The following is a 17,320-nucleotide window of genomic DNA, read 5'->3' as shown; positions in this document are numbered from 1 at the left end:
AGTCCTAACCCTCAGCTTGCGCGAGCGGCGGAGCGGTTCGCCTGCGAAACAGGATCCGCTGATACAGCCAGCCGATCGCGACCAGCACGATGCCAAGGCACATGAACGACAGCGCCCGGTAGACACCCGTGAGCGTCGACATGTCGATCAGGAACGCCTTCAGGATCGTCAGCCCGATCACCGCAGCCGACGCGAGCCGCGCCCGCTGCGAGTCGACGACGATGCCGATGCCGAGCAGCGCGACGCCGAACATCAGCCAGGCGATCGAATAGGTGTATTGCTCCGCGCCCGTGGTCTCGCCGCGCGTCAGCACCGGTCCATGGTAAAGCCTGCGGATCTCGAACGTGACGTAAGCGAGCGCGAGGACCAGCGCGCCGGCGGCGATCGTGTTGGCATAGCCGGCAGGACGATGGCCCGCCACCGCATAGGACAGCAGCAGCGCCAGCACCGCCGGCAGCGCGTAACCGAGCAGCAGCAGGTTGATGAAGCTGCCGCCGACGCTTTGCGGCCACAATATCGGGTTCTCCAGCGCCAGCAGCCCGAACAGGCTGGCAAGCCCGGCGAACGCGGTCAGCAGGATCGCGCCGATATTGTGCACGATGCTGCCGCTGCGCAGGCGTAGCCGCTCCAGTCCGATCGCCATCGCAAGCGTCGCGCCGACCTGCAGCGCGACCTCGGTCAGCCCGGCGCTGGCATAATAGACATCGCCGCTGTTGACCGCGTGGCGGATCTCCATGAAGGCAAGCAGCACCGTGAACAGGATCGCGGCGGATTCGACGATGCGCAGCGGGACGTCGTCGCCGCTGCGGCGCAGGAAATGGCTTGCCGCCCAGAATGACAGCGCCGGCACGCCATAGCCCCACAGCAGCCAGTTGAAGATCGGCGTGGTGCCGACGGCGTCGCCCGCGATCCGCGGCTCATAGCCGATGCGCAGCACGACGATGCCGGCCAGGATCGCGGCAAGCCAGCGCAGGAACGGAATCGGCCGCTGCACCGACAGCCACGCCGTGCCCATCGACACCAGCGCGAGCGCGATGGTGAGCCAGCCCTTGTCGAGCGCGAAGGTCAGCGCCAGCGCCAGCGAGGCGAGGGCGCCGGTGGCGGACAACGCAATCGAAGGCGACAGCTCCCGCCGCTCGTCGCGCCGGGTCAGCACCTCGGTCGCGGCTGCGTAGGCCGCCGCCAGCAGCACGGCGAGGACCGCGAACGGGATCGAGCGGTCGAGATGCGCGATGCGTGCATAGAGCGCGACCAGCAGCGCGACCGGCGTGAACACCGCCGCCGCGGCCCAGGTCACCGTGACCTTCGTGGTGGTAAAACGGAATTGCGCGAGGAAGCCGGCGATGCCGAAGGCGGCCGCGAACAGCGCGGCGGTGACGAGATGCAGCGAGACCGAGCCGTCGGTCGCGGACGGGCCGATGCCGGGAATCGCACCGCCAGGCAGCACCAGCATGTCGACGTTGCGGCGGACGGCCCATTCGCCGAACACAATGAACACGAAGATCGACGCGGCGCCGATCGCACGGGTAGCAGCAGGCGCGCGCCAGGCGACAAAAAGGCTGCCCGCCGTCAGCAAGGCAAAGCCGATCATCGCGACGTCGGCGTGCGCGCTGTTGAGCACAATCAGCATCGCGCCGAGCAGATAGGCGGCGAGCGAGCTAGATGAAATCGGCTCGATCTCCTCGCCGTCGCCGTCGGGACCGAACATGAAGCCGCAGACCACGAGCAGCGCCGCCAGCACGAAGCCCGCGATGACATGGAAGACGTGCGGCGCGATCATCTCGGGCCCGCATTGCAGGCAAGGGAAAGTCCACAGCAGCGCGAAGGCGATCGTCGTGACCGCGAGCCAGCGCCACAGCCGGATCCGGGCGAGGCCGAACGCCGCCGCCGTGACGATGGCGAGGTAGACATAGAGCGACCAGAAGTCGGGCTTGTCTGACGACACCAGGAGCGGCGTGACGAAGGCGCCGACGATGCCGAGCCCGGCCAGCGCGGGTCCGTGCAGCAGCGCGGCCGCCAGCGTGCCGAGCGCGACCATGCCGAGCAGGATGAAGGCGGTTGCCGGGGCGAGGAAGTCATACAGCGCGTAGGCGGCGTAGACGGTGGCGAATGCCACCGCGGTGCCGGCGGCGGTGAGGATCGCCGGGATGTTGGCGATCGGCAGCGCCGCGATGTTGGAGATGCTTTCCTGGCGCCTGGTCCATTCACCGGCGCCGAGCAGCGCCAGCGCAAACAATCCGCCGAGCATCGTGCGAACGCCGGGGCCGAGCAAACCGGCCTCGATCGAATAGCGCACCATGAAGAAGCCGCCGAGAGCGAGCGTCAGGCCGCCGATCCACACCACCCAGCGCGTGCCGAGCGTCTCCTCGAAGCCGGGCGCCGGCTGCGGCGGAGCTGGCGGCTCCGGCAGGGGCGGCGGTGCGGCGCCTGCAGCGTCCGCGGCTGGCTCGCTCTGCGCGGCCGGTTCGCCGGGAGCCGCCTCCGGGAGCGGTGGCGGCGCGACGGAAGGCGCCGTCGGCGGCGTCTGCTCGAACTCCTGCAGCGGAGTCAGCGGCGGCGGCATGGCCGTCCGCGCGGCGGCGCCGCCCGCGGCCTCGATCGCATCCAGGCGGCGCTGCAGCAGGTCGATCCGGCCCAGCGCCTTGCGCGCGAAAATGATCGCGACGATGGCGAGGACGAGCGTCAGGAAGTCGAACGGCGAATCGAACATTGGGCCTCCGGCAGGACGCGCCGGACTTGGCCAGCCGGCGGCCCGTCGCAACCTAGTAGTGCAGTGAGGAGGACCGGAAGTTCAAGCGATCGGGCGTGACCGGCCGCGCTTAGTCCAGATCGATGCGGAAGGGCCGGCCTTCGACGCTCATGCTGCCGGGACCCATCGCGTCGAGTGCACGCAGCATCCGGCCCTCGCGTCCCAGCGCCTTGTCGGCGAGGCTGACGATCAGCCGGTTGGGAGCCGCGATCGGCGAGGCCTCGCGGATCATCCGGGCGATGGACATTTCGTCGCGGTGCGGGTTGAGGGCGCAGACCGTCGCGAATGCGCTCGCGGTCGAGCGGCTGATGCCGGCGTAGCAATGCACCACCATCGGTGCTTGGCGATCCCAGCCGCGCACGAAGCTCAGCACCTTCTCGATATGCGACTCGTTGGGCGCAACGAAGCCGTCCATCTGTTCGATGATGTCGTCCATCGACACTTTCAGGTGGTTGGCCGGCAGCACGGAAGGCGGCCGCTGCACCTGGTCGACATTGGCCATCACGGTCAGCACATGGCTGGCGCCGGTGGCGCGAACCGTGTCGGAGAGTGCGGCAAGCGAGCAGACGTGAAGCATGATGATCCTTCTATCGGGGGTGCCGGACTATAACGGCTGCACCCGAACGGGCAAAGGCGGGGGTGCCATGCCGATTCGTCGTTTTGCGGCGCAACCAACGGCACGTTTTGCGGTGCCGCCCTACGAGGCGTGCAACGCCTTGAATCGCTCGAGAAACTGCTTTTCGGCCCGCGCTGCGGTCCATGGCGTCAGATAGTCGCGCTCGGTTGCTTCGGGCAGTTCCGGATCGCGGCCGAACAGCCGCTTGGCCTCGGCTTGCGAAAATCCCGCCAGATGCGTCGCCTCGAGATAGGCGGCGCCGCGATCGGCGGCCTTGATCTGCTGGGTGATCTCGTCCGCCAGCACGGCGGGCAGGCCGAAGCGGATATGGATCGCGCCGAGCAGCCGTTTCTCCACCGCTTTGTATTCGCCTGACAGCACCGCCTTGAACGGCGAGATCATGTCGCCGATGACATATTCCGGTGCGTCGTGCAGCAGTGCCGCGAGACGATGGCGGATGTCGACGCGCGGCATCTGCTGGCGCATCACGGCTTCGACCAGCAGCGTGTGCTGGGCCACCGAGAAGATGTGCGCCCCGCTGGTCTGGCCGTTCCAGCGCGCAACCCGCGCCAGTCCATGCGCGATGTCGACGATTTCGATATCGAGCGGCGACGGGTCGAGCAGGTCCAGCCGGCGTCCCGACAACATCCGCTGCCAGGCGCGGGTTGTCTCCGTCGATTTGCGCGCCGTCATTTCTTCTTGAGTCGCGGTGTGCGGAGCTTGCCGCTGCAGCTCTCGTGGCAGAAGCAGGTCACGAGGTGATCGTTGACCATGCCGGTCGCCTGCATGAAGGCGTAGACGATGGTGGGACCGACGAACTTGAAGCCGCGCGCGCCGAGCTCCTTGGAGACCTTGATCGAGACCGGCGTCGAGGCCGGCACGCTCGCGGTGGTCTTGAATTGATTGACCTTCGGCTTGCCGTCGACGAAGTCCCACATGAAATTCGAGAAGCCGGGGCCTTTCTCCATGATCTCCAGATAGCCCTTCGCACTCGCGACCGCGCCTTCGATCTTGGCGCGGTTACGGACGATGCCGGCGTCGTTCATCAGCGCGTGCACCTTCTTGGCGTTGTAGCGCGCGATCTTCTCGGGCTGGAAATCGTCGAAGGCTTTGCGGAAGTTCTCGCGCTTGCGCAGGATCGTGATCCAGGACAGACCGGCCTGGAAGCCGTCGAGGATCAGCTTTTCATAGAGCGCGCGGTCGTCATATTCCGGCACGCCCCATTCATTGTCGTGATAGGCGACGTAGAACGCATCCTCGCCCGGCCAAGGGCAGCGTGTCTTGCCGTCGGGGTGCAGTTGCGCGGTACGGCTCATGCGACGGTCTGCTTGGGTGTGATGCGGACGGCGTCAGGTTCGGCGAGGTGAATCGACAGCCCGCCCGCGGTCAGCGGCAGGCCGGCGTCGAGCGCATCGGCGACGCGGTCGATGCGGACCAGCGCGAGACCTTTCTCGCCGGCGGTTGAGCCGATGGTGCCGACCTGCTTGTCGCCAGCCAGGATGGTAGCGCCGGCTTCGGGCGCGGGGCCGTCGAGGACGATCTTCACCGTGCGGGTGCGCGCCGTGCCGCGGTGCTGCATGCGCGACACCACCTCCTGGCCGACATAACAGCCCTTGTCGAAATCGACGCCGTTGAGGCGATCCATATTGGTCTCGTGCGGGAAGGCGTCGCCATACATGAAGTCGAGCCCGCCGCGCGGCACGCCGGTGGTGATCCGATGCGCCTCGTAGGCGCTGGAGTCGACGAGATCGGCACCGATCAGCTCAGCGAGCTTCTGCTTCAAATCTTCCGGGATCAGGATGCGCCAGCCGAGCGCTGGGTTGCGCGGATCGGCGAACGCGAGATCCGGCGTCGCCGCCGGCTCGCCATCCCAAGCTGCCAGCACACCGAGGCTGTCGGACAGGTTCTCGACCACGACCTTGGCGCGCAGCTTGTAGAAGCCGAGCTTGTCGGCAAGGCCCTTGGCGAGCGCGCGCGGCGCGTCGATCAGGAAGCCGCCGCCATGACCTGAGGGTATCTCGGTGATCAGGAAATCGACGATGATCTTGCCTTGCGGCGTCAGCAGCGCGCCAAACCGGGCCTGTCCCGCGCGCAACTCGGCGATGTCGGCGGTGATGAGGCCGTTGAGGAAGTTGCGGGCGTCCTCGCCAGAGACCTTGACCACGCCCCGATCTGGAAGAAACGCTGCTTTCATTCGCAAATTGGCTCTTTTCCAAGTTCCTTGGGAAACGCGCAGGCCGCGATATCCCCTGCCAAGCTAAGGCGCTAGAGTGTGCCGAACAAGGCCCGCGCGACAGCCGAAAGCGGGCGTCGAGGACCGATGAATCAGCATTTTGACACCATTCTAAAATCCGGCACCGTGGTCAATCAGGACGGCGAGGGCGTGCGCGATATCGGTATCGCGGGCGGCCGCATCGCCGCGATCGGCTCACTCAGTCAGGCCTCGGCCGGCGAGGTGATCGACTGCAAGGGCCTGCACATCCTGCCCGGCGTGATGGACACCCAGGTGCATTTCCGCGAGCCCGGGTTGACCCAGAAGGAAGACCTCGAGACCGGCTCGCGCAGCGCGGTGATGGGCGGGGTCACCGCCGTGTTCGAGATGCCGAACACCAATCCGCTGACGGTCACCGAAGCGGCCTTCACCGACAAGATCAAGCGCGGCCGCCATCGCATGCATTGCGATTTCGCGTTCTTCATCGGCGGCACCCGCGAGAACGTGCAGGATCTGCCGGAGCTCGAGCGCGCCCCGGGCTGCGCCGGCGTCAAGGTGTTCATCGGCTCCTCCACAGGCGCGCTGCTGGTCGAGGACGACGAGAGCCTGCGGCGGATCTTCCAGGTGATCCGGCGCCGCGCTGCGTTCCACGCCGAGGACGAATACCGTCTCAACGAGCGCAAGCCGCTGCGGATCGAGGGCGATGCTCGCTCGCATCCGGTGTGGCGCGACGAGACCGCGGCGCTGATGGCGACCGAGCGCCTGGTCAATCTCGCGCGCGAGACCGGCAAGCGCATCCACGTGCTGCACATCTCGACCAAGGAAGAGATTCTATACCTGCGTGACCACAAGGATGTCGCCTCCTGCGAGGCGACGCCGCACCACCTCACCATGGCCGCGCCGGAGTGCTACGAGCGGCTCGGCACACTGGCCCAGATGAACCCGCCGGTGCGCTCGGCCGATCACCGCGCCGGCATCTGGTACGGCATCGAGCAGGGCATCATCGACGTGCTCGGCTCGGATCACGCGCCGCATACGCTGGAGGAGAAGGCCAAGACCTATCCGGCCTCGCCGTCGGGCATGACCGGTGTGCAGACGCTGGTGCCGCTGATGCTCGATCACGTCAATGCCGGGCGGCTGTCGCTGGCTCGCTTCGTCGATCTCACCAGCGCGGGGCCTGCGCGCCTGTTCAACATCGCCCGCAAGGGCCGCATCGCGGCCGGTTACGATGCCGACTTCACAATCGTCGACCTGAAGCGCAGCGAGACCATCACCAACAAATGGATCGCCTCGCGCGCCGCCTGGACGCCTTATGACGGCGTGCGGGTGCAGGGCTGGCCGGTCGGCACCTTCGTGCGCGGCCGGCGGGTGATGTGGCAGGGCGAAGTCACGACGCCATCGACCGGCGAGCCGGTTCGGTTCCTCGAGACGCTGAAGCAGTAGGTTCGCGTTTGACGCGTTTTCTTGACGCGAACTGGCGACCCACTTCGCTCGAAAACGCTATCGTTTTACTGCTTGGCCAATGCCAGCGAGAACTCGCCGTTGCGCACGCGCGCGGCGAGGCCCTCGGCAAATTTCGCCACCGCGTCCTCGCCATAGGTGCCGACGAGCTCGGCGAGCGCCGCAAACAGGCTCGCCTGCGCGAGGCAGTCGCCATCGACGCCGTCGTGACGCGCTTCAGCCCAAGCCTCGTTCAGGTAGCCCAGCGCGGCCTGCTTCTGCTCGTGGTCGGGTCGCGGGTCTTGGTGATGGGGGAAGGACGCTGGATGGCGCATGAAACTCTGCAAATTGACTGCGCGCGGTCCGAGGAGCGAACCACTGCGACGTGCGAGATGTATCACGCATGCAGGTACCGCCTAGCCCACATCTTTCGAAAAGGTTAACGGCGGCCCCGGCATTTAAAGGGGAATTCCGGATATCCGGGCCGCGATCAGCCGAATGAGCTGTGGATATGGTCCAGCACCGCGCGCGGCGTGGCGCACAGATGGCTGGCGCCGGCCTCGGTCAGCTCCTCGGGCGTGCCGTAGCCATAGGTGACGCCGACCGCCCGGATGCCGTTTCGATTCGCCCCGATCACGTCGTGGCTGCGATCGCCGATCATCAGGGATTTGGCCGGATCGGCCCCGGTCTGCGCCAGCGCATAGGTGAGCAGGTCGACCTTGTTGACCCGGGTTCCGTCGAACTCCGAGCCGAACACGTGGTCGAAATAGCCGCCGAGGCCGAAATGCGCGATGATCCGCGTCGCGAACACATGCGGCTTCGAGGTCGCGACGAACATCCGGCCCGGTGCCCGGCGCAGCTCGGCCAGAACCTCCGCGATGTCGGGATAGACCGCGTTCTCGAACAGCCCGACATCGCCGAATCTTTCGCGGTAGAGCGCGACCGCGCGGTCGGCGAGCTCCTCGCCGCCGAGCAGCATCGCAAAGCTCGCCCTGAGCGGCGGCCCGATGCACCAGGTCAGTTCATCCTGCGAGGGAACCGGCCGGCCGAGCTTTTCCAGCGCGTACTGGATCGAGCCGGTGATGCCGGGCTTCGGGTCGGTCAGGGTGCCGTCGAGGTCGAAGAAGATCGCCCGTTCAGTTGGCATAGCGGGCCGTCAGGTCGCGCGAGATTTTCGAGCCCTCCTCGATGTAGCGGCGGATCGCCACGGTGGCCGCGGGCGTGCAGGTCCGGTAGGTCTGCTGGAAGCCGTTATAGCCGCGGTTGAAGCCTGCGATCATGCGGGCGCGGCGGTCGCCGGAGGGGGTCTCGGCATCGATCAGCGCCTGCATTTCGTTGCGCCATTTGGCGCCCTCGTTGGAGCCGCAGATGCCGCGCAGATAGTGCAGGGCGCCGAGGATCTCGGCCAGCCGCTGCAAATCGCCGTCGAACGGCGCAGCCGCGTCCTGCGCCCGGGCGGGCGTCGCAAGGCATGCCGACAACAGGATCACAAAAGCGAGAAAGGCTTTGATCATCGGGGTTCCGGAATGGCCGTGGTATGCCCCCTCAATGCGCCCGAGGCAAGGCGGCCGAGCCCCCCAAAGCCGCTAAAACGGGCCTCAAACCAGCCGCCGGGCGGCCGCAATCACCTCATGCAGGCCGCCGGTGACCTTGAGGTCGCCGATCTCCTCCGGCGCCAGCCATTTGAAATCGTCGTGCTCGTCGTTCAGGTGAGGCTCGCGGGACGCCCAGCGCGCCGCGAAGGTCATGATCAGATAGTGTCCGGTGCCGGGGCGGGTCGGCAGCACCTCGCGCCAGCCGGCGAGGCCGACGATCTCGACCTTGAGGCCGGTCTCCTCGTCGATCTCCCGGTGCAGGGCGGTATGCAGCGATTCGCCGAACTCGACCCGGCCGCCGGGCAGCGAATAGAAGCCCTTGCCGGGCGAGCGGGCGCGGCGCACCAGCAGCACCTTGTCGTCGCGGAAAATCACGCCTGACACGGCGAGCTGCGGGCGGATCGGAGGTTCGGGAGAGGTCAAGGTGATTGGCAGCCGGTTGTGAAGACCATCATGCCCGATATCTCAGGCGCCCGCCATGATGCTGTCGACATCGGCCTCTGCGGCGCCGTTGATGATGCCGGCGGTCTGCATCACCAGCGGCTTGACCCAGACGATCGCCTGCTCGGCGAGCGCGACCCGGCTCTTGTCCTGCTGCAATTGCCGCATCGCCGCCCCGACCTCGGTCAGGATCTTCGTCATGCTGTCGGTGAGCTGGTCGAATTCGGCCCGGATTGCGGCGTCCGCGGTCTCATAGGCCTCGATCGCGAGATCGCGTGCCCGGAAATTCGACGCGGTGAAATGCTCGGCATAGGACAGCGGCTGCCATTCGAGGAAATCGCTGGCGCATTCCGGCAGGTCTGGGACCATCTCCAGCAGCATGATGGCTTCGTTGAAGTGATTGAGGTAGTCGGTGGCAAGCCCGGTGCGGGGATTGATGTTGGCGGCGCGCAACAGCGCCGCCCGCGCCTCATCGGGGTACGTCGGTCGCGGGGAAGAGTCCGCTATGGCGGCCGTTGAGGTCATTGATCGCAGTCTTTAACGGTCCAAGTTAAGGCAGAATAAACGGATACCACTCTGGACGGCAAATGTGCGGACGCTTTGTCATAACCTCGCCGCCGGCGGCCTTGCGCGAGATGTTCGGCTATATCGAGCAGCCGAATTTTCCGCCACGGTATAATGTTGCGCCGACCCAGCCGATCCCGGTGGTGCTGCTGCAGAATGGCGGCCGGCATTTTCAATTGATGCGCTGGGGCCTGATCCCGTCGTGGGTCAAGGACCCCAGGACCTTCTCGCTCCTGATCAACGCGCGCTCCGAGACGGTGCGCGAGAAGCCGGCCTTCAAGAACGCGATCAAGCGGCGCCGGGCGCTGATCCCCGCCGACGGCTATTACGAATGGCAGGATGCCGGCGGCCGCAAGCGGCCGTTCTTCATCCATCGCCGCGACGGCCATCCGCTCGCCTTCGCCGCGCTTGCCGAGACCTGGATGGGGCCGAACGGCGAGGAGCAGGATACGGTCGCGATCGTCACTGCGCCGGCCAGTCCCGACCTCGCGCAATTGCATCACCGCGTGCCGGTCACGATCAGGCCCGAGCAATTCGCGCGCTGGCTCGACTGCCTGCCGAACGATGTCGACGACGTGATGCCGATGCTGAAGGGCCCCGAGGTCGGCGAGTTCGCCTGGCACCAGGTCACGATGCGCGTCAACGCGGTCGCCAATGACGATGCGCAATTTCTGCTGCCGATGACGGCGGAAGAAATCGCCGCGGAGGACGCGCCGCAGCCGAAGAAGGCCGCGCCGAGAAAGGCGCCTGTGCGGGAGGATGACGGGCAGGGGTCGTTGTTCTGAGGGCTCACTGAACCGGCGTGATGCAGCGCGGATTTGCGTCAGCTCTCTCCACATCGTCGTCCTGGCGAAAGCCAGGACCCATAACCACCGAATTTGCTTGTGAACGGGAACGCGGCCCCAGCGTCGCGCGACAATTGAGATTTGGGGTAATGGGTCCTGGCCTTCGCCAGGACGACGATGAAGATGGACCTCGATTCAACCGGTGCGCAATTGTGCACCTGAGGGCTCGCGCCAAGTGGCACGCTCCGGCATGACAGAGCCAGAGATCACCCCTTCACGTGTGCCACGCCCTCGATCTCGATCAGCATCTTCGGATTGGGCAGCGCCACCACCACGCAGGTGGTGCGTGCGGGGTAGGGGGCGGGGCCGAACGCGCCGGCATACAGCGCGTTCATCGTCGCGACGTCGCTGGAGCGCGTCAGCAGCACGTTGACCTTGACGAGATCGCGCATCGTCGCGCCCGCCTCGCTCAGCACGCGCTTGATATTGGTCACGACATTGGCGAACTGCGCCTCGAAGCCGTCGGGCAGCTCGCGATTGGCGTCAAAGCCGGGAATGCCGGAGATGAACAACAAATCGCCGACGCGGGCGCCGAACGAGAGTGGCGGCGCCTGGACGCCGGGCGGAGGGGGGAAGTGCTTGATTGTTGTCTTTTCAGTCATTGGGTCACCCGTCTGCGCGAGATGGAAGGGGAGAAGTTTCGATGGCGCGCGGCGCCGCGGCACGCCGGCGCCAAAGATTCCTGCCGAAGAGATTCTGGCCGATCATGCCGGCGAGCATCGCGACGACGAAGACCACGATCGGCAGCGAGAGGCCGGCGAGATTGACCAGTGCCGGCCCGGGGCAGATGCCGACGAGGCCCCAGCCGATGCCGAACAGCACCGCGCCGGCAACCAGCGGCGCATCGATGTCACGGCGGTCGGGCCAGAGGAAGCGCGCCGAGAAGGCGGGCGCGACGCGCCGCCGCGCGATCGCAAAGCCGGTTGCTGCGACCGCAACTGCGCCCGCCATCACGAAGGCGAGCGTCGCGTCCCACGCGCCGAACAGATCGAGGAAGCCGAGCACCTTCTGCGGATCGGTCATGCCGGAGATCAGAAGCCCTGCGCCGAAGATCAGGCCGCAGACAAAGCTTGCGAGAGGTGCCATCGCTAGCCTCCGATCCCGTGCCTGACGATTGCGACCGTCGCGATCGCCGTCAGCATGAAGATGCATGTTGCCACGATCGAACGGCCGGACAGCCGCGCGAAGCCGCAGACGCCGTGGCCCGAGGTGCAGCCATTGCCCATCCTTGTGCCGAATCCGACCAGCAGTCCCGCGATCGCGACCACCACAAGGCTCTCATTCATCGCCGGCCGCGGCAGCGGCGCGCCGAACAGCGCCGCAATCAGGGGCGCTCCGATCAGTCCCGCGATGAACGCGATGCGCCAGGAACGATCGGCGCTGCGGTCGGCGCTGCGGTCGGCGGTATCGGCCTGCAGCGCGCCGCCGACGATGCCGGTGACCCCGGCGATTCGCCCGATCAACAGCATCAAGAGCGCGGCGGCAAGCCCGATCAGCGCGCCGCCGGCAAGGCCGGAAAGTGGGGTGAAATCGTGCATCGATGCAGATCCTGTTGCGCAAACTCCTCAGCGATCCGGCAAAGCGGTGGGCGCGCATGCGCCAGTGGTCGCGCGGCTGCAGAGGCGATGATAGACTCCGCACCATCAGGAACAAGCGCAATCCCGCATGTTTCGCGGCATTTCAGCGATGCCGCCGGTCGGCTGGATTGCCGCGATTCGCTCTCACTTCGTCCGGAGAATCCCCCATGAAATTGCCATCCGTCGCCCGCGCCGCGCTGCTCGCGCTGGCGATGCTCACCGGAACGTCCGCCGCCCTGGCTGACGAGGGCGCGGTGACGCTCGTGATCTTCAAGGGCGGCTGGGTGTTCGGCGGCTCCGCCGGCAAGGGCGTCATGACCTTCCACGGCCAGACCTATGGGCTCACGGCCGGCGGGCTGGACTATGGGCTCGTGTTCGGCGGCTCGCAGACCACGCTGCAGGGGCGGGTGCGCAATATCCGCCGTCCGCAGGATATCAACGGCGTCTATGCCGCGGCGGGCATGGGCGTTGCGCTCGGCGCCGGCGTGCGCGGCATCCTCTTGACCAACCAGAACGGCGCGGTGCTCGAATTGAGCGGCAAGCAGGTCGGCCTGATGGCCAATGTCGATCTCAGCGGGCTTGCGATCACGTTGAAGGAATAAGCGTTCGGTCTCGTAGCGATCTCGTAGGATGGGTAGAGCCAAGCGAAACCCATCGACTTCGGTGCGCCGGGAGAGATGATGGGTTTCGCGGAGTTTATCATCGGGCCGCGCTTTGCGCGGACCCGTTGGCTCTACCGATCCTACGATCCTACGATTCCGTGATCCACTCGGCGAGTTCGCGCCACGGCTGTAAGGTCCAATGACCCGAGGCCGCGCCGGATGGCGACGGCAGCACGAACACTTCGGGAAAGCCATTCACCGATGGCTGCCGACCGAGCACGAGCGCGTTGGTCGGCCTGTTGTAGAACAGGCTCGCCGCCTTCCTGCTGGTGAAGGCGACGGTGTTCGGCCGATAGGTCTCGATCTTCGTCCGGAAGCCCGCCACGTCGAACGACTGCCTGTTGATTTCGTGATCCATCCCGGCGCCGGTCTTGGAGAGATCGGTGAAGCCGATGCCGAGCGCGAGCAGCGCCGCGAACTCGTCCGGCCGATAGCGCCGCGGCGTGATGCCGGCCTCATGCAGCGCACGCCAGAACCGGTTGCCGGGATGCGCGTAATAATGCCCGACGGCGGCTGACCGCGTGCTGGCCGCGGTGCCGACGAACACCAGGCGCAGATTGGCGCGGAGCTGGTCGGGGAGGCGGTGGGAATTGTTCGCGGGCATTCAAAAAAACAGGATGGAGCGTTAGTGGGAGGTGTAGCCCGCATGAGCGTAGCGATATGCGGGACGGAAACAAACCGGATGTCGCTTCGCTCATCCGGGCTACAGGCCATCGCCCTTGCATTGGACGATTGCATCACGCCGCCCGCAAAACCTTCATCGCAAATTGGCGCGAAGTTCGCGGACGCCTCTCCCCAAGCGCTCGCGCAGCAGCGTTCGCAGCGTGGCTCCGTCTTCATAGCCAACTTCGGCGGCGATCGCTTCGATGTCGAGGCCGCTGCCATGCAGCAGCGATTGCGCGCGCTCGACGCGAAGATCCTGGAAGTAGGACAGTGGTGATTTGCCGAGCACCGCTTCGCAGCGGCGCTGCAACGTGCGCGGGCTGGTCGCGAGCGCATCGGCCGCGTCCTGCAGCGAGAAGCCCTGTCTGAGATGCTCGCGGGCCCAGCGCTCGAAGCGCTGGATCAGCGGATCGGCCTGCGCCAGATGGTTCGGGATGATGAAGAGCGATTGCGACGAGCGCAGGTCCGCCAGCAGATAGCGCGAGACGACGGACGCCAATTCGGGGCTCACCTGCCGGATCAGCCAGAGCGCGAGATCGAGATGGCCCATCGCGGCACCTGCGGTGACGCCGATGCCGGAAGGAACGAGCATGCGCGCTTCATCGAGCCGGACATGCGGGTAACGCTGCCGGAAGAGCGGCGCGAGCCACCATGTCGTCGTCGCGTCCTGATGATCGAGCAGCCCGGTCTCCGCCACGATGAATGAACCGATGCAGGAGGCGGCGATCCGTGCGCCGCGTTCGTGCCACTGCACGAGTTGCTTCGTGGCTTGCTTCACGTCGCGCCGTTCGAGCGCGGGCACCAATTGCTCCGGCAGTCCCGTGTTGAGTGCGGGGACGACCACCCAATCCGGTTTGACGTCCGCCGTGACGGCCTTGACCGGAATCCCGAGGCCTTGGCCAGACCGCACCTTCTTGCGCATGCCATAGACCGAAACGTCAAAGCGAACCGTGCCGCCCATCTGCTGCCTGGAAAACTTGTCGGCGAGGGACAGGGCGTCGAGCATGGCCGTAAGCCCGGTGTCCCAAAGTCCCTCGAGCGCGAGGATCGCGATATTCATTGGCGTAAATGCCTTCAAAGTTGTCGCTTGCGACAATCGTCGTCCGGCCGCTGCCGAGCTAAGCCTCTTTCCGCGAACGCTCTGGACGACGCCGCACGTGACCGGAGAAGCCGGCCTAAATTACTGACAGAACGCGATTTCCGTCAATGATCGGCTTCCATCTGGCTTGGCGTAAACGGCATCAAAATTGTCGTTTCCGCCTGGCTCGGCGCGGATTGCGGCGTCGGTTCGTTCGCACCAACCCTCGACCAAACAGGAGAACAGTCATGAAAGTCTTCGCGATCGGATCGGCCACCAAGCCCATCACCGACGAGCAGCGGAAGGAGATCATGCCGAAGGAAGTCCCCGACACGCTGCGGCTCTACCTCGACGGCAAGATCGAGCAATTCTGGTTTCGCGACGACAAGCCCGGCGTGGTGTTTCTGATGAACGTCGACTCGGTCGATCAGGCCAAGTCGACCATCAACGCGCTGCCGCTCGCGGCCGGCGGCATTCTCGCCTTCGAGATGATTCCGGTCGGCCCGCTCAAGCCGCTTGGCCTGCTGCTTCAGGGCAGGTGAGCGGCGCGGGTATCAGCGGCGTCGGCACTGCGCTCCCTCTCCCGCTCGCGGGAGAGGGCTGGCGTGAGGGTTCGCTCCGCGAGCGATATCGTGGAGAGAGCCCCACGCAACTAGCGTACCGGCTCCTTGATCTCTTCTTCCGTCGTGACCGCTTGCGACGGCCCTGTTGCGCGCACCATCAGGAACGTCCCCGAGAACCTTGTGCCGCGAATGCTCCAGCGGCCGTCGATTTCGGTCGCATCGGCATTGACCGCACCTTCATAGTGGACGGTGTTGTAGCCGTAGCCCGGCGGCTCGTAGCGTTTGACGAACGTAACAGCGCTGCCGGAGCGCTGGCCCGCAAGCGAGGCATTGTGCGTGCTGATCGGACAGCCCGGCATCACGCAGGGTTCGGTCACGCTGCCGCCGAGCGCGCCGCCGGCGTCGATCAGCGTCGCCAGGAACGTGACCATGCCGCTCGGCTGAACATAGCTGCCGTCCCAGACGCCGGTGAGATTGTCGGTCATGTCGCTTGCCCGGATTGCGCTCGGTGAAATTGCAGTGATCGATGTGGTGCATGCAGCGCCTCAACGCAAGTCGTGCCCGATCGCGCGGTTGCTTGCAGGTGCAAAAGGGTCTGTAATCCGCTCAAACAGATCAAGAAGAATTCGGGAGCGGACATGACAGGAGAGGCGAAAACCCACTTTGAGGTGATCGTGGTCGGCGCCGGCGTCGCGGGCATCTACCAGATCAAGCGGCTGGCCGATCTCAGCATCGACGCCACCGTGCTCGAAGCCGCGCCCGATCTCGGCGGCACCTGGTACTGGAACCGCTATCCGGGCTGCCGCTTCGATTCCGAGAGCTACACCTATGGCTTCTCATTCTCGCGCGAGCTGCTCGACGAGTGGCACTGGAAGGAGCGCTTCTCCGGCCAGCCCGAGAATCTGCGTTACCTCAACTACGTCGCCGACAAGTTCGACCTGCGCAAGTACATGCAGTTCAATTGCAAGGTCGATATCATGCAGTTCGACGAGACGCGCGACCTCTGGCAATTGAGGATCAGTGACGGCCGCGAACTGACCTGCCGCTTCGTGGTGCTCGCGATCGGGCTGTTGTCGGCGCCGACCATGCCGCGCGTGCCTGGCATCGATGACTTCAAGGGCCGCTCGTTCCACACCTATTACTGGCCGCACGAGCCCGTCGATCTCGCCGGCAAGAAGGTCGCGGTGATCGGCACCGGCGCGACCGGCATCCAGCTGATCGGCGAGATCGCCGACAAGGTCGGCGAGCTCACGGTGTTCCAGCGCCGGCCGAACTGGAGCGCGCCGCTCAACAACTCTGCGATCTCCGTTGACGAGATGGCCGAGATCCGCGGCCGCTATGACGAGATTTTTGCTGCCTGCGCGTTGACGCCGGGCAGTTTTGTCCATGGCCCCGACAAGCGCGGCTTCTACGAGGTGAGCCGCGAGGAGCGGCTCAAGCTGTGGGACAAGCTCTACGACGAGCCCGGCTTCGGCATCTGGCTCGCGAACTTCCGCGAGATCTTCATGGACGAAGCCGCCAATGCGGAGCTCTCGGAATATATCGCGGGCCGCATCCGCCAGCGCGTGAACGATCCTGATGTCGCCGAGAAGCTGATCCCGCGGGATCACGGCTTCGGCGTGCAGCGCCTGCCGCTGGAGACCCGATATTTCGAGGCGTACAATCGCGACAATGTGCAGCTCGTCGATCTCTCCGAAACGCCGCTGGTGCGCGTCACCGAAAAAGGCCTCCGCACCGCGGCGCGCGACTACGATTTCGACATCATCGTCTACGCCACCGGCTTCGACGCCATCACCGGCGCCTACGACCTGATCGATATCAGGGGCATCGGCGGCGAGAGCCTTGCCGACAAGTGGAAGCACGCGCCGTCGACCTTCCTCGGCATGCTCGTGCACGGCTTCCCGAACCTGTTGATGCCGACCGGCCCGCAAAGCGCCTCCGCGTCGACCAACTTCCCGCGCGGCATCGAGAACGGCGTCAACTGGTGCACCAACCTGCTGCAATACATGTGGGACCGCGGCCTGACCCGCGCCGACGCGACCCTGGAAGCGCAGCAGCGCTGGACCGCGCATGTCGTCAAGATGTACGAGATCATGCTGATGCGCAAAGCCAAGTCGTGGTTCACCGGCTACAACTCCAACGTCGCCGGCCACGAGGAGGGGACGGTCCGCTACTTCGTCTACAACGGCGGCACGCCGAAGTTTTTGGGGATCATCAACGGGGTTGCGGAGAAAGGGTATCAGGAGATTGCGTTTGGTGCGGGGGCGCGGGGCGGTGTGCAAGCAGCTGTCGGGGCGACGGCGTAGGATTCAGGA

At 65.8% G+C, this 17,320-nt stretch carries 21 protein-coding genes; 5 read left to right on the top strand and 16 right to left on the bottom strand.

Going from position 1 to position 17,320, the window contains the following annotated elements; genetic code table 11:
* Positions 1-4: 4 nt before the first annotated feature.
* The 5 genes from ACVW1B_RS24110 to ygfZ all read right to left on the bottom strand — a co-directional run bounded on the left by ACVW1B_RS24110 (position 5) and on the right by ygfZ (position 5,559).
* Positions 5-2,710, bottom strand: coding sequence for a DUF2339 domain-containing protein (locus tag ACVW1B_RS24110; protein WP_310883006.1), 2,706 nt, complete (start codon positions 2,708-2,710; stop codon positions 5-7).
* Positions 2,711-2,819: 109 nt separating this feature from the next.
* Positions 2,820-3,326, bottom strand: a complete 507-nt coding sequence (locus ACVW1B_RS24105) for a tyrosine phosphatase family protein (RefSeq protein ID WP_028332625.1) — start codon at positions 3,324-3,326, stop codon at positions 2,820-2,822.
* A 120-nt stretch (positions 3,327-3,446) separates the two neighbouring features.
* Positions 3,447-4,058, bottom strand: coding sequence for a YfbR-like 5'-deoxynucleotidase (locus ACVW1B_RS24100; RefSeq protein WP_057014933.1), 612 nt, complete (start codon positions 4,056-4,058; stop codon positions 3,447-3,449).
* On the bottom strand, positions 4,055-4,681 hold the full coding sequence (locus ACVW1B_RS24095) for a DNA-3-methyladenine glycosylase I (protein ID WP_310883007.1): 627 nt from the start codon (positions 4,679-4,681) through the stop codon (positions 4,055-4,057). The genes ACVW1B_RS24100 and ACVW1B_RS24095 overlap by 4 nt, the downstream gene beginning before the upstream one ends.
* Positions 4,678-5,559, bottom strand: a complete 882-nt coding sequence (gene ygfZ, locus ACVW1B_RS24090) for a CAF17-like 4Fe-4S cluster assembly/insertion protein YgfZ (RefSeq protein ID WP_310883008.1) — start codon at positions 5,557-5,559, stop codon at positions 4,678-4,680. Before ygfZ ends, ACVW1B_RS24095 begins: the two co-directional genes overlap by 4 nt.
* A 126-nt stretch (positions 5,560-5,685) precedes the next feature.
* Here ygfZ and ACVW1B_RS24085 point away from each other — a divergent pair, with 126 nt between their 5' ends.
* Positions 5,686-7,020: a dihydroorotase gene (locus ACVW1B_RS24085; RefSeq protein WP_310883009.1), complete on the top strand. Its 1,335-nt coding sequence runs from the start codon at positions 5,686-5,688 to the stop codon at positions 7,018-7,020.
* A gap of 65 nt (positions 7,021-7,085) precedes the next feature.
* Here the strand turns inward: ACVW1B_RS24085 and ACVW1B_RS24080 are convergent, their stop codons facing one another.
* The 5 genes from ACVW1B_RS24080 to ACVW1B_RS24060 form a co-directional block, all read right to left on the bottom strand.
* A complete protein-coding gene (locus ACVW1B_RS24080; protein ID WP_253607501.1) occupies positions 7,086-7,352 on the bottom strand; it encodes a hypothetical protein in 267 nt (88 codons plus the stop codon).
* A 155-nt stretch (positions 7,353-7,507) separates the two neighbouring features.
* Positions 7,508-8,164 carry an HAD family hydrolase gene (locus tag ACVW1B_RS24075; protein ID WP_057014937.1) on the bottom strand — a complete coding sequence of 219 codons (657 nt, stop codon included), beginning with the start codon at positions 8,162-8,164 and terminating at the stop codon, positions 7,508-7,510.
* Positions 8,154-8,531 carry a TIGR02301 family protein gene (locus tag ACVW1B_RS24070; RefSeq protein ID WP_310883010.1) on the bottom strand — a complete coding sequence of 126 codons (378 nt, stop codon included), beginning with the start codon at positions 8,529-8,531 and terminating at the stop codon, positions 8,154-8,156. The genes ACVW1B_RS24075 and ACVW1B_RS24070 overlap by 11 nt, the downstream gene beginning before the upstream one ends.
* An 84-nt stretch (positions 8,532-8,615) precedes the next feature.
* A complete protein-coding gene (locus tag ACVW1B_RS24065; protein WP_310883011.1) occupies positions 8,616-9,035 on the bottom strand; it encodes an NUDIX hydrolase in 420 nt (139 codons plus the stop codon).
* Between the two features lie 42 nt (positions 9,036-9,077).
* Positions 9,078-9,578, bottom strand: a complete 501-nt coding sequence (locus tag ACVW1B_RS24060; protein WP_057014940.1) for a hypothetical protein — start codon at positions 9,576-9,578, stop codon at positions 9,078-9,080.
* Between the two features lie 62 nt (positions 9,579-9,640).
* Here ACVW1B_RS24060 and ACVW1B_RS24055 point away from each other — a divergent pair, with 62 nt between their 5' ends.
* Entirely contained in the window at positions 9,641-10,402 is a 762-nt protein-coding gene (locus ACVW1B_RS24055) for an SOS response-associated peptidase (RefSeq protein ID WP_310883012.1), read from the top strand.
* Positions 10,403-10,668: 266 nt separating this feature from the next.
* On the opposite strand, the gene ACVW1B_RS24050 is transcribed toward ACVW1B_RS24055, so the two are convergent.
* The 3 genes from ACVW1B_RS24050 to ACVW1B_RS24040 are packed head-to-tail and all read right to left on the bottom strand — an operon-like array spanning position 10,669 to position 12,000.
* The gene (locus ACVW1B_RS24050; RefSeq protein ID WP_310883013.1) at positions 10,669-11,064 is read right to left on the bottom strand and encodes a RidA family protein; all 396 of its coding nucleotides are present in this window, start codon (positions 11,062-11,064) and stop codon (positions 10,669-10,671) included.
* A 4-nt stretch (positions 11,065-11,068) separates the two neighbouring features.
* A complete protein-coding gene (locus ACVW1B_RS24045) occupies positions 11,069-11,548 on the bottom strand; it encodes a DUF6691 family protein (RefSeq protein WP_310883014.1) in 480 nt (159 codons plus the stop codon).
* 2 nt (positions 11,549-11,550) lie between these two features.
* Positions 11,551-12,000 carry a YeeE/YedE family protein gene (locus ACVW1B_RS24040; RefSeq protein ID WP_310883015.1) on the bottom strand — a complete coding sequence of 150 codons (450 nt, stop codon included), beginning with the start codon at positions 11,998-12,000 and terminating at the stop codon, positions 11,551-11,553.
* Positions 12,001-12,206: 206 nt separating this feature from the next.
* Between ACVW1B_RS24040 and ACVW1B_RS24035 the strand changes: the two genes are divergently transcribed.
* Positions 12,207-12,641, top strand: coding sequence for a hypothetical protein (locus ACVW1B_RS24035; protein ID WP_028332611.1), 435 nt, complete (start codon positions 12,207-12,209; stop codon positions 12,639-12,641).
* A gap of 148 nt (positions 12,642-12,789) precedes the next feature.
* Here ACVW1B_RS24035 and ACVW1B_RS24030 read toward each other — a convergent pair whose 3' ends face one another.
* Together ACVW1B_RS24030 and ACVW1B_RS24025 are read right to left on the bottom strand one after the other, a co-directional pair.
* Entirely contained in the window at positions 12,790-13,305 is a 516-nt protein-coding gene (locus ACVW1B_RS24030) for a mismatch-specific DNA-glycosylase (protein WP_310883016.1), read from the bottom strand.
* 153 nt (positions 13,306-13,458) lie between these two features.
* Positions 13,459-14,424 carry a GlxA family transcriptional regulator gene (locus ACVW1B_RS24025; RefSeq protein ID WP_310883017.1) on the bottom strand — a complete coding sequence of 322 codons (966 nt, stop codon included), beginning with the start codon at positions 14,422-14,424 and terminating at the stop codon, positions 13,459-13,461.
* 266 nt (positions 14,425-14,690) lie between these two features.
* On the opposite strand from ACVW1B_RS24025, the gene ACVW1B_RS24020 reads away from it, so the two are divergent.
* On the top strand, positions 14,691-14,984 hold the full coding sequence (locus ACVW1B_RS24020; protein ID WP_310883018.1) for a hypothetical protein: 294 nt from the start codon (positions 14,691-14,693) through the stop codon (positions 14,982-14,984).
* A gap of 110 nt (positions 14,985-15,094) precedes the next feature.
* On the opposite strand, the gene ACVW1B_RS24015 is transcribed toward ACVW1B_RS24020, so the two are convergent.
* Positions 15,095-15,490: a hypothetical protein gene (locus ACVW1B_RS24015; RefSeq protein ID WP_310883019.1), complete on the bottom strand. Its 396-nt coding sequence runs from the start codon at positions 15,488-15,490 to the stop codon at positions 15,095-15,097.
* Positions 15,491-15,643: 153 nt separating this feature from the next.
* On the opposite strand from ACVW1B_RS24015, the gene ACVW1B_RS24010 reads away from it, so the two are divergent.
* Positions 15,644-17,311 (top strand): flavin-containing monooxygenase, encoded by a 1,668-nt coding sequence (locus ACVW1B_RS24010; RefSeq protein ID WP_310883020.1) that lies wholly within the window; start codon positions 15,644-15,646, stop codon positions 17,309-17,311.
* Positions 17,312-17,320 lie beyond the last annotated feature (9 nt).

The sequence above is a fragment of the Bradyrhizobium sp. USDA 4502 genome (genome assembly GCF_054063355.1).
This window is presented reverse-complemented; position numbering and strand designations above follow the sequence as displayed.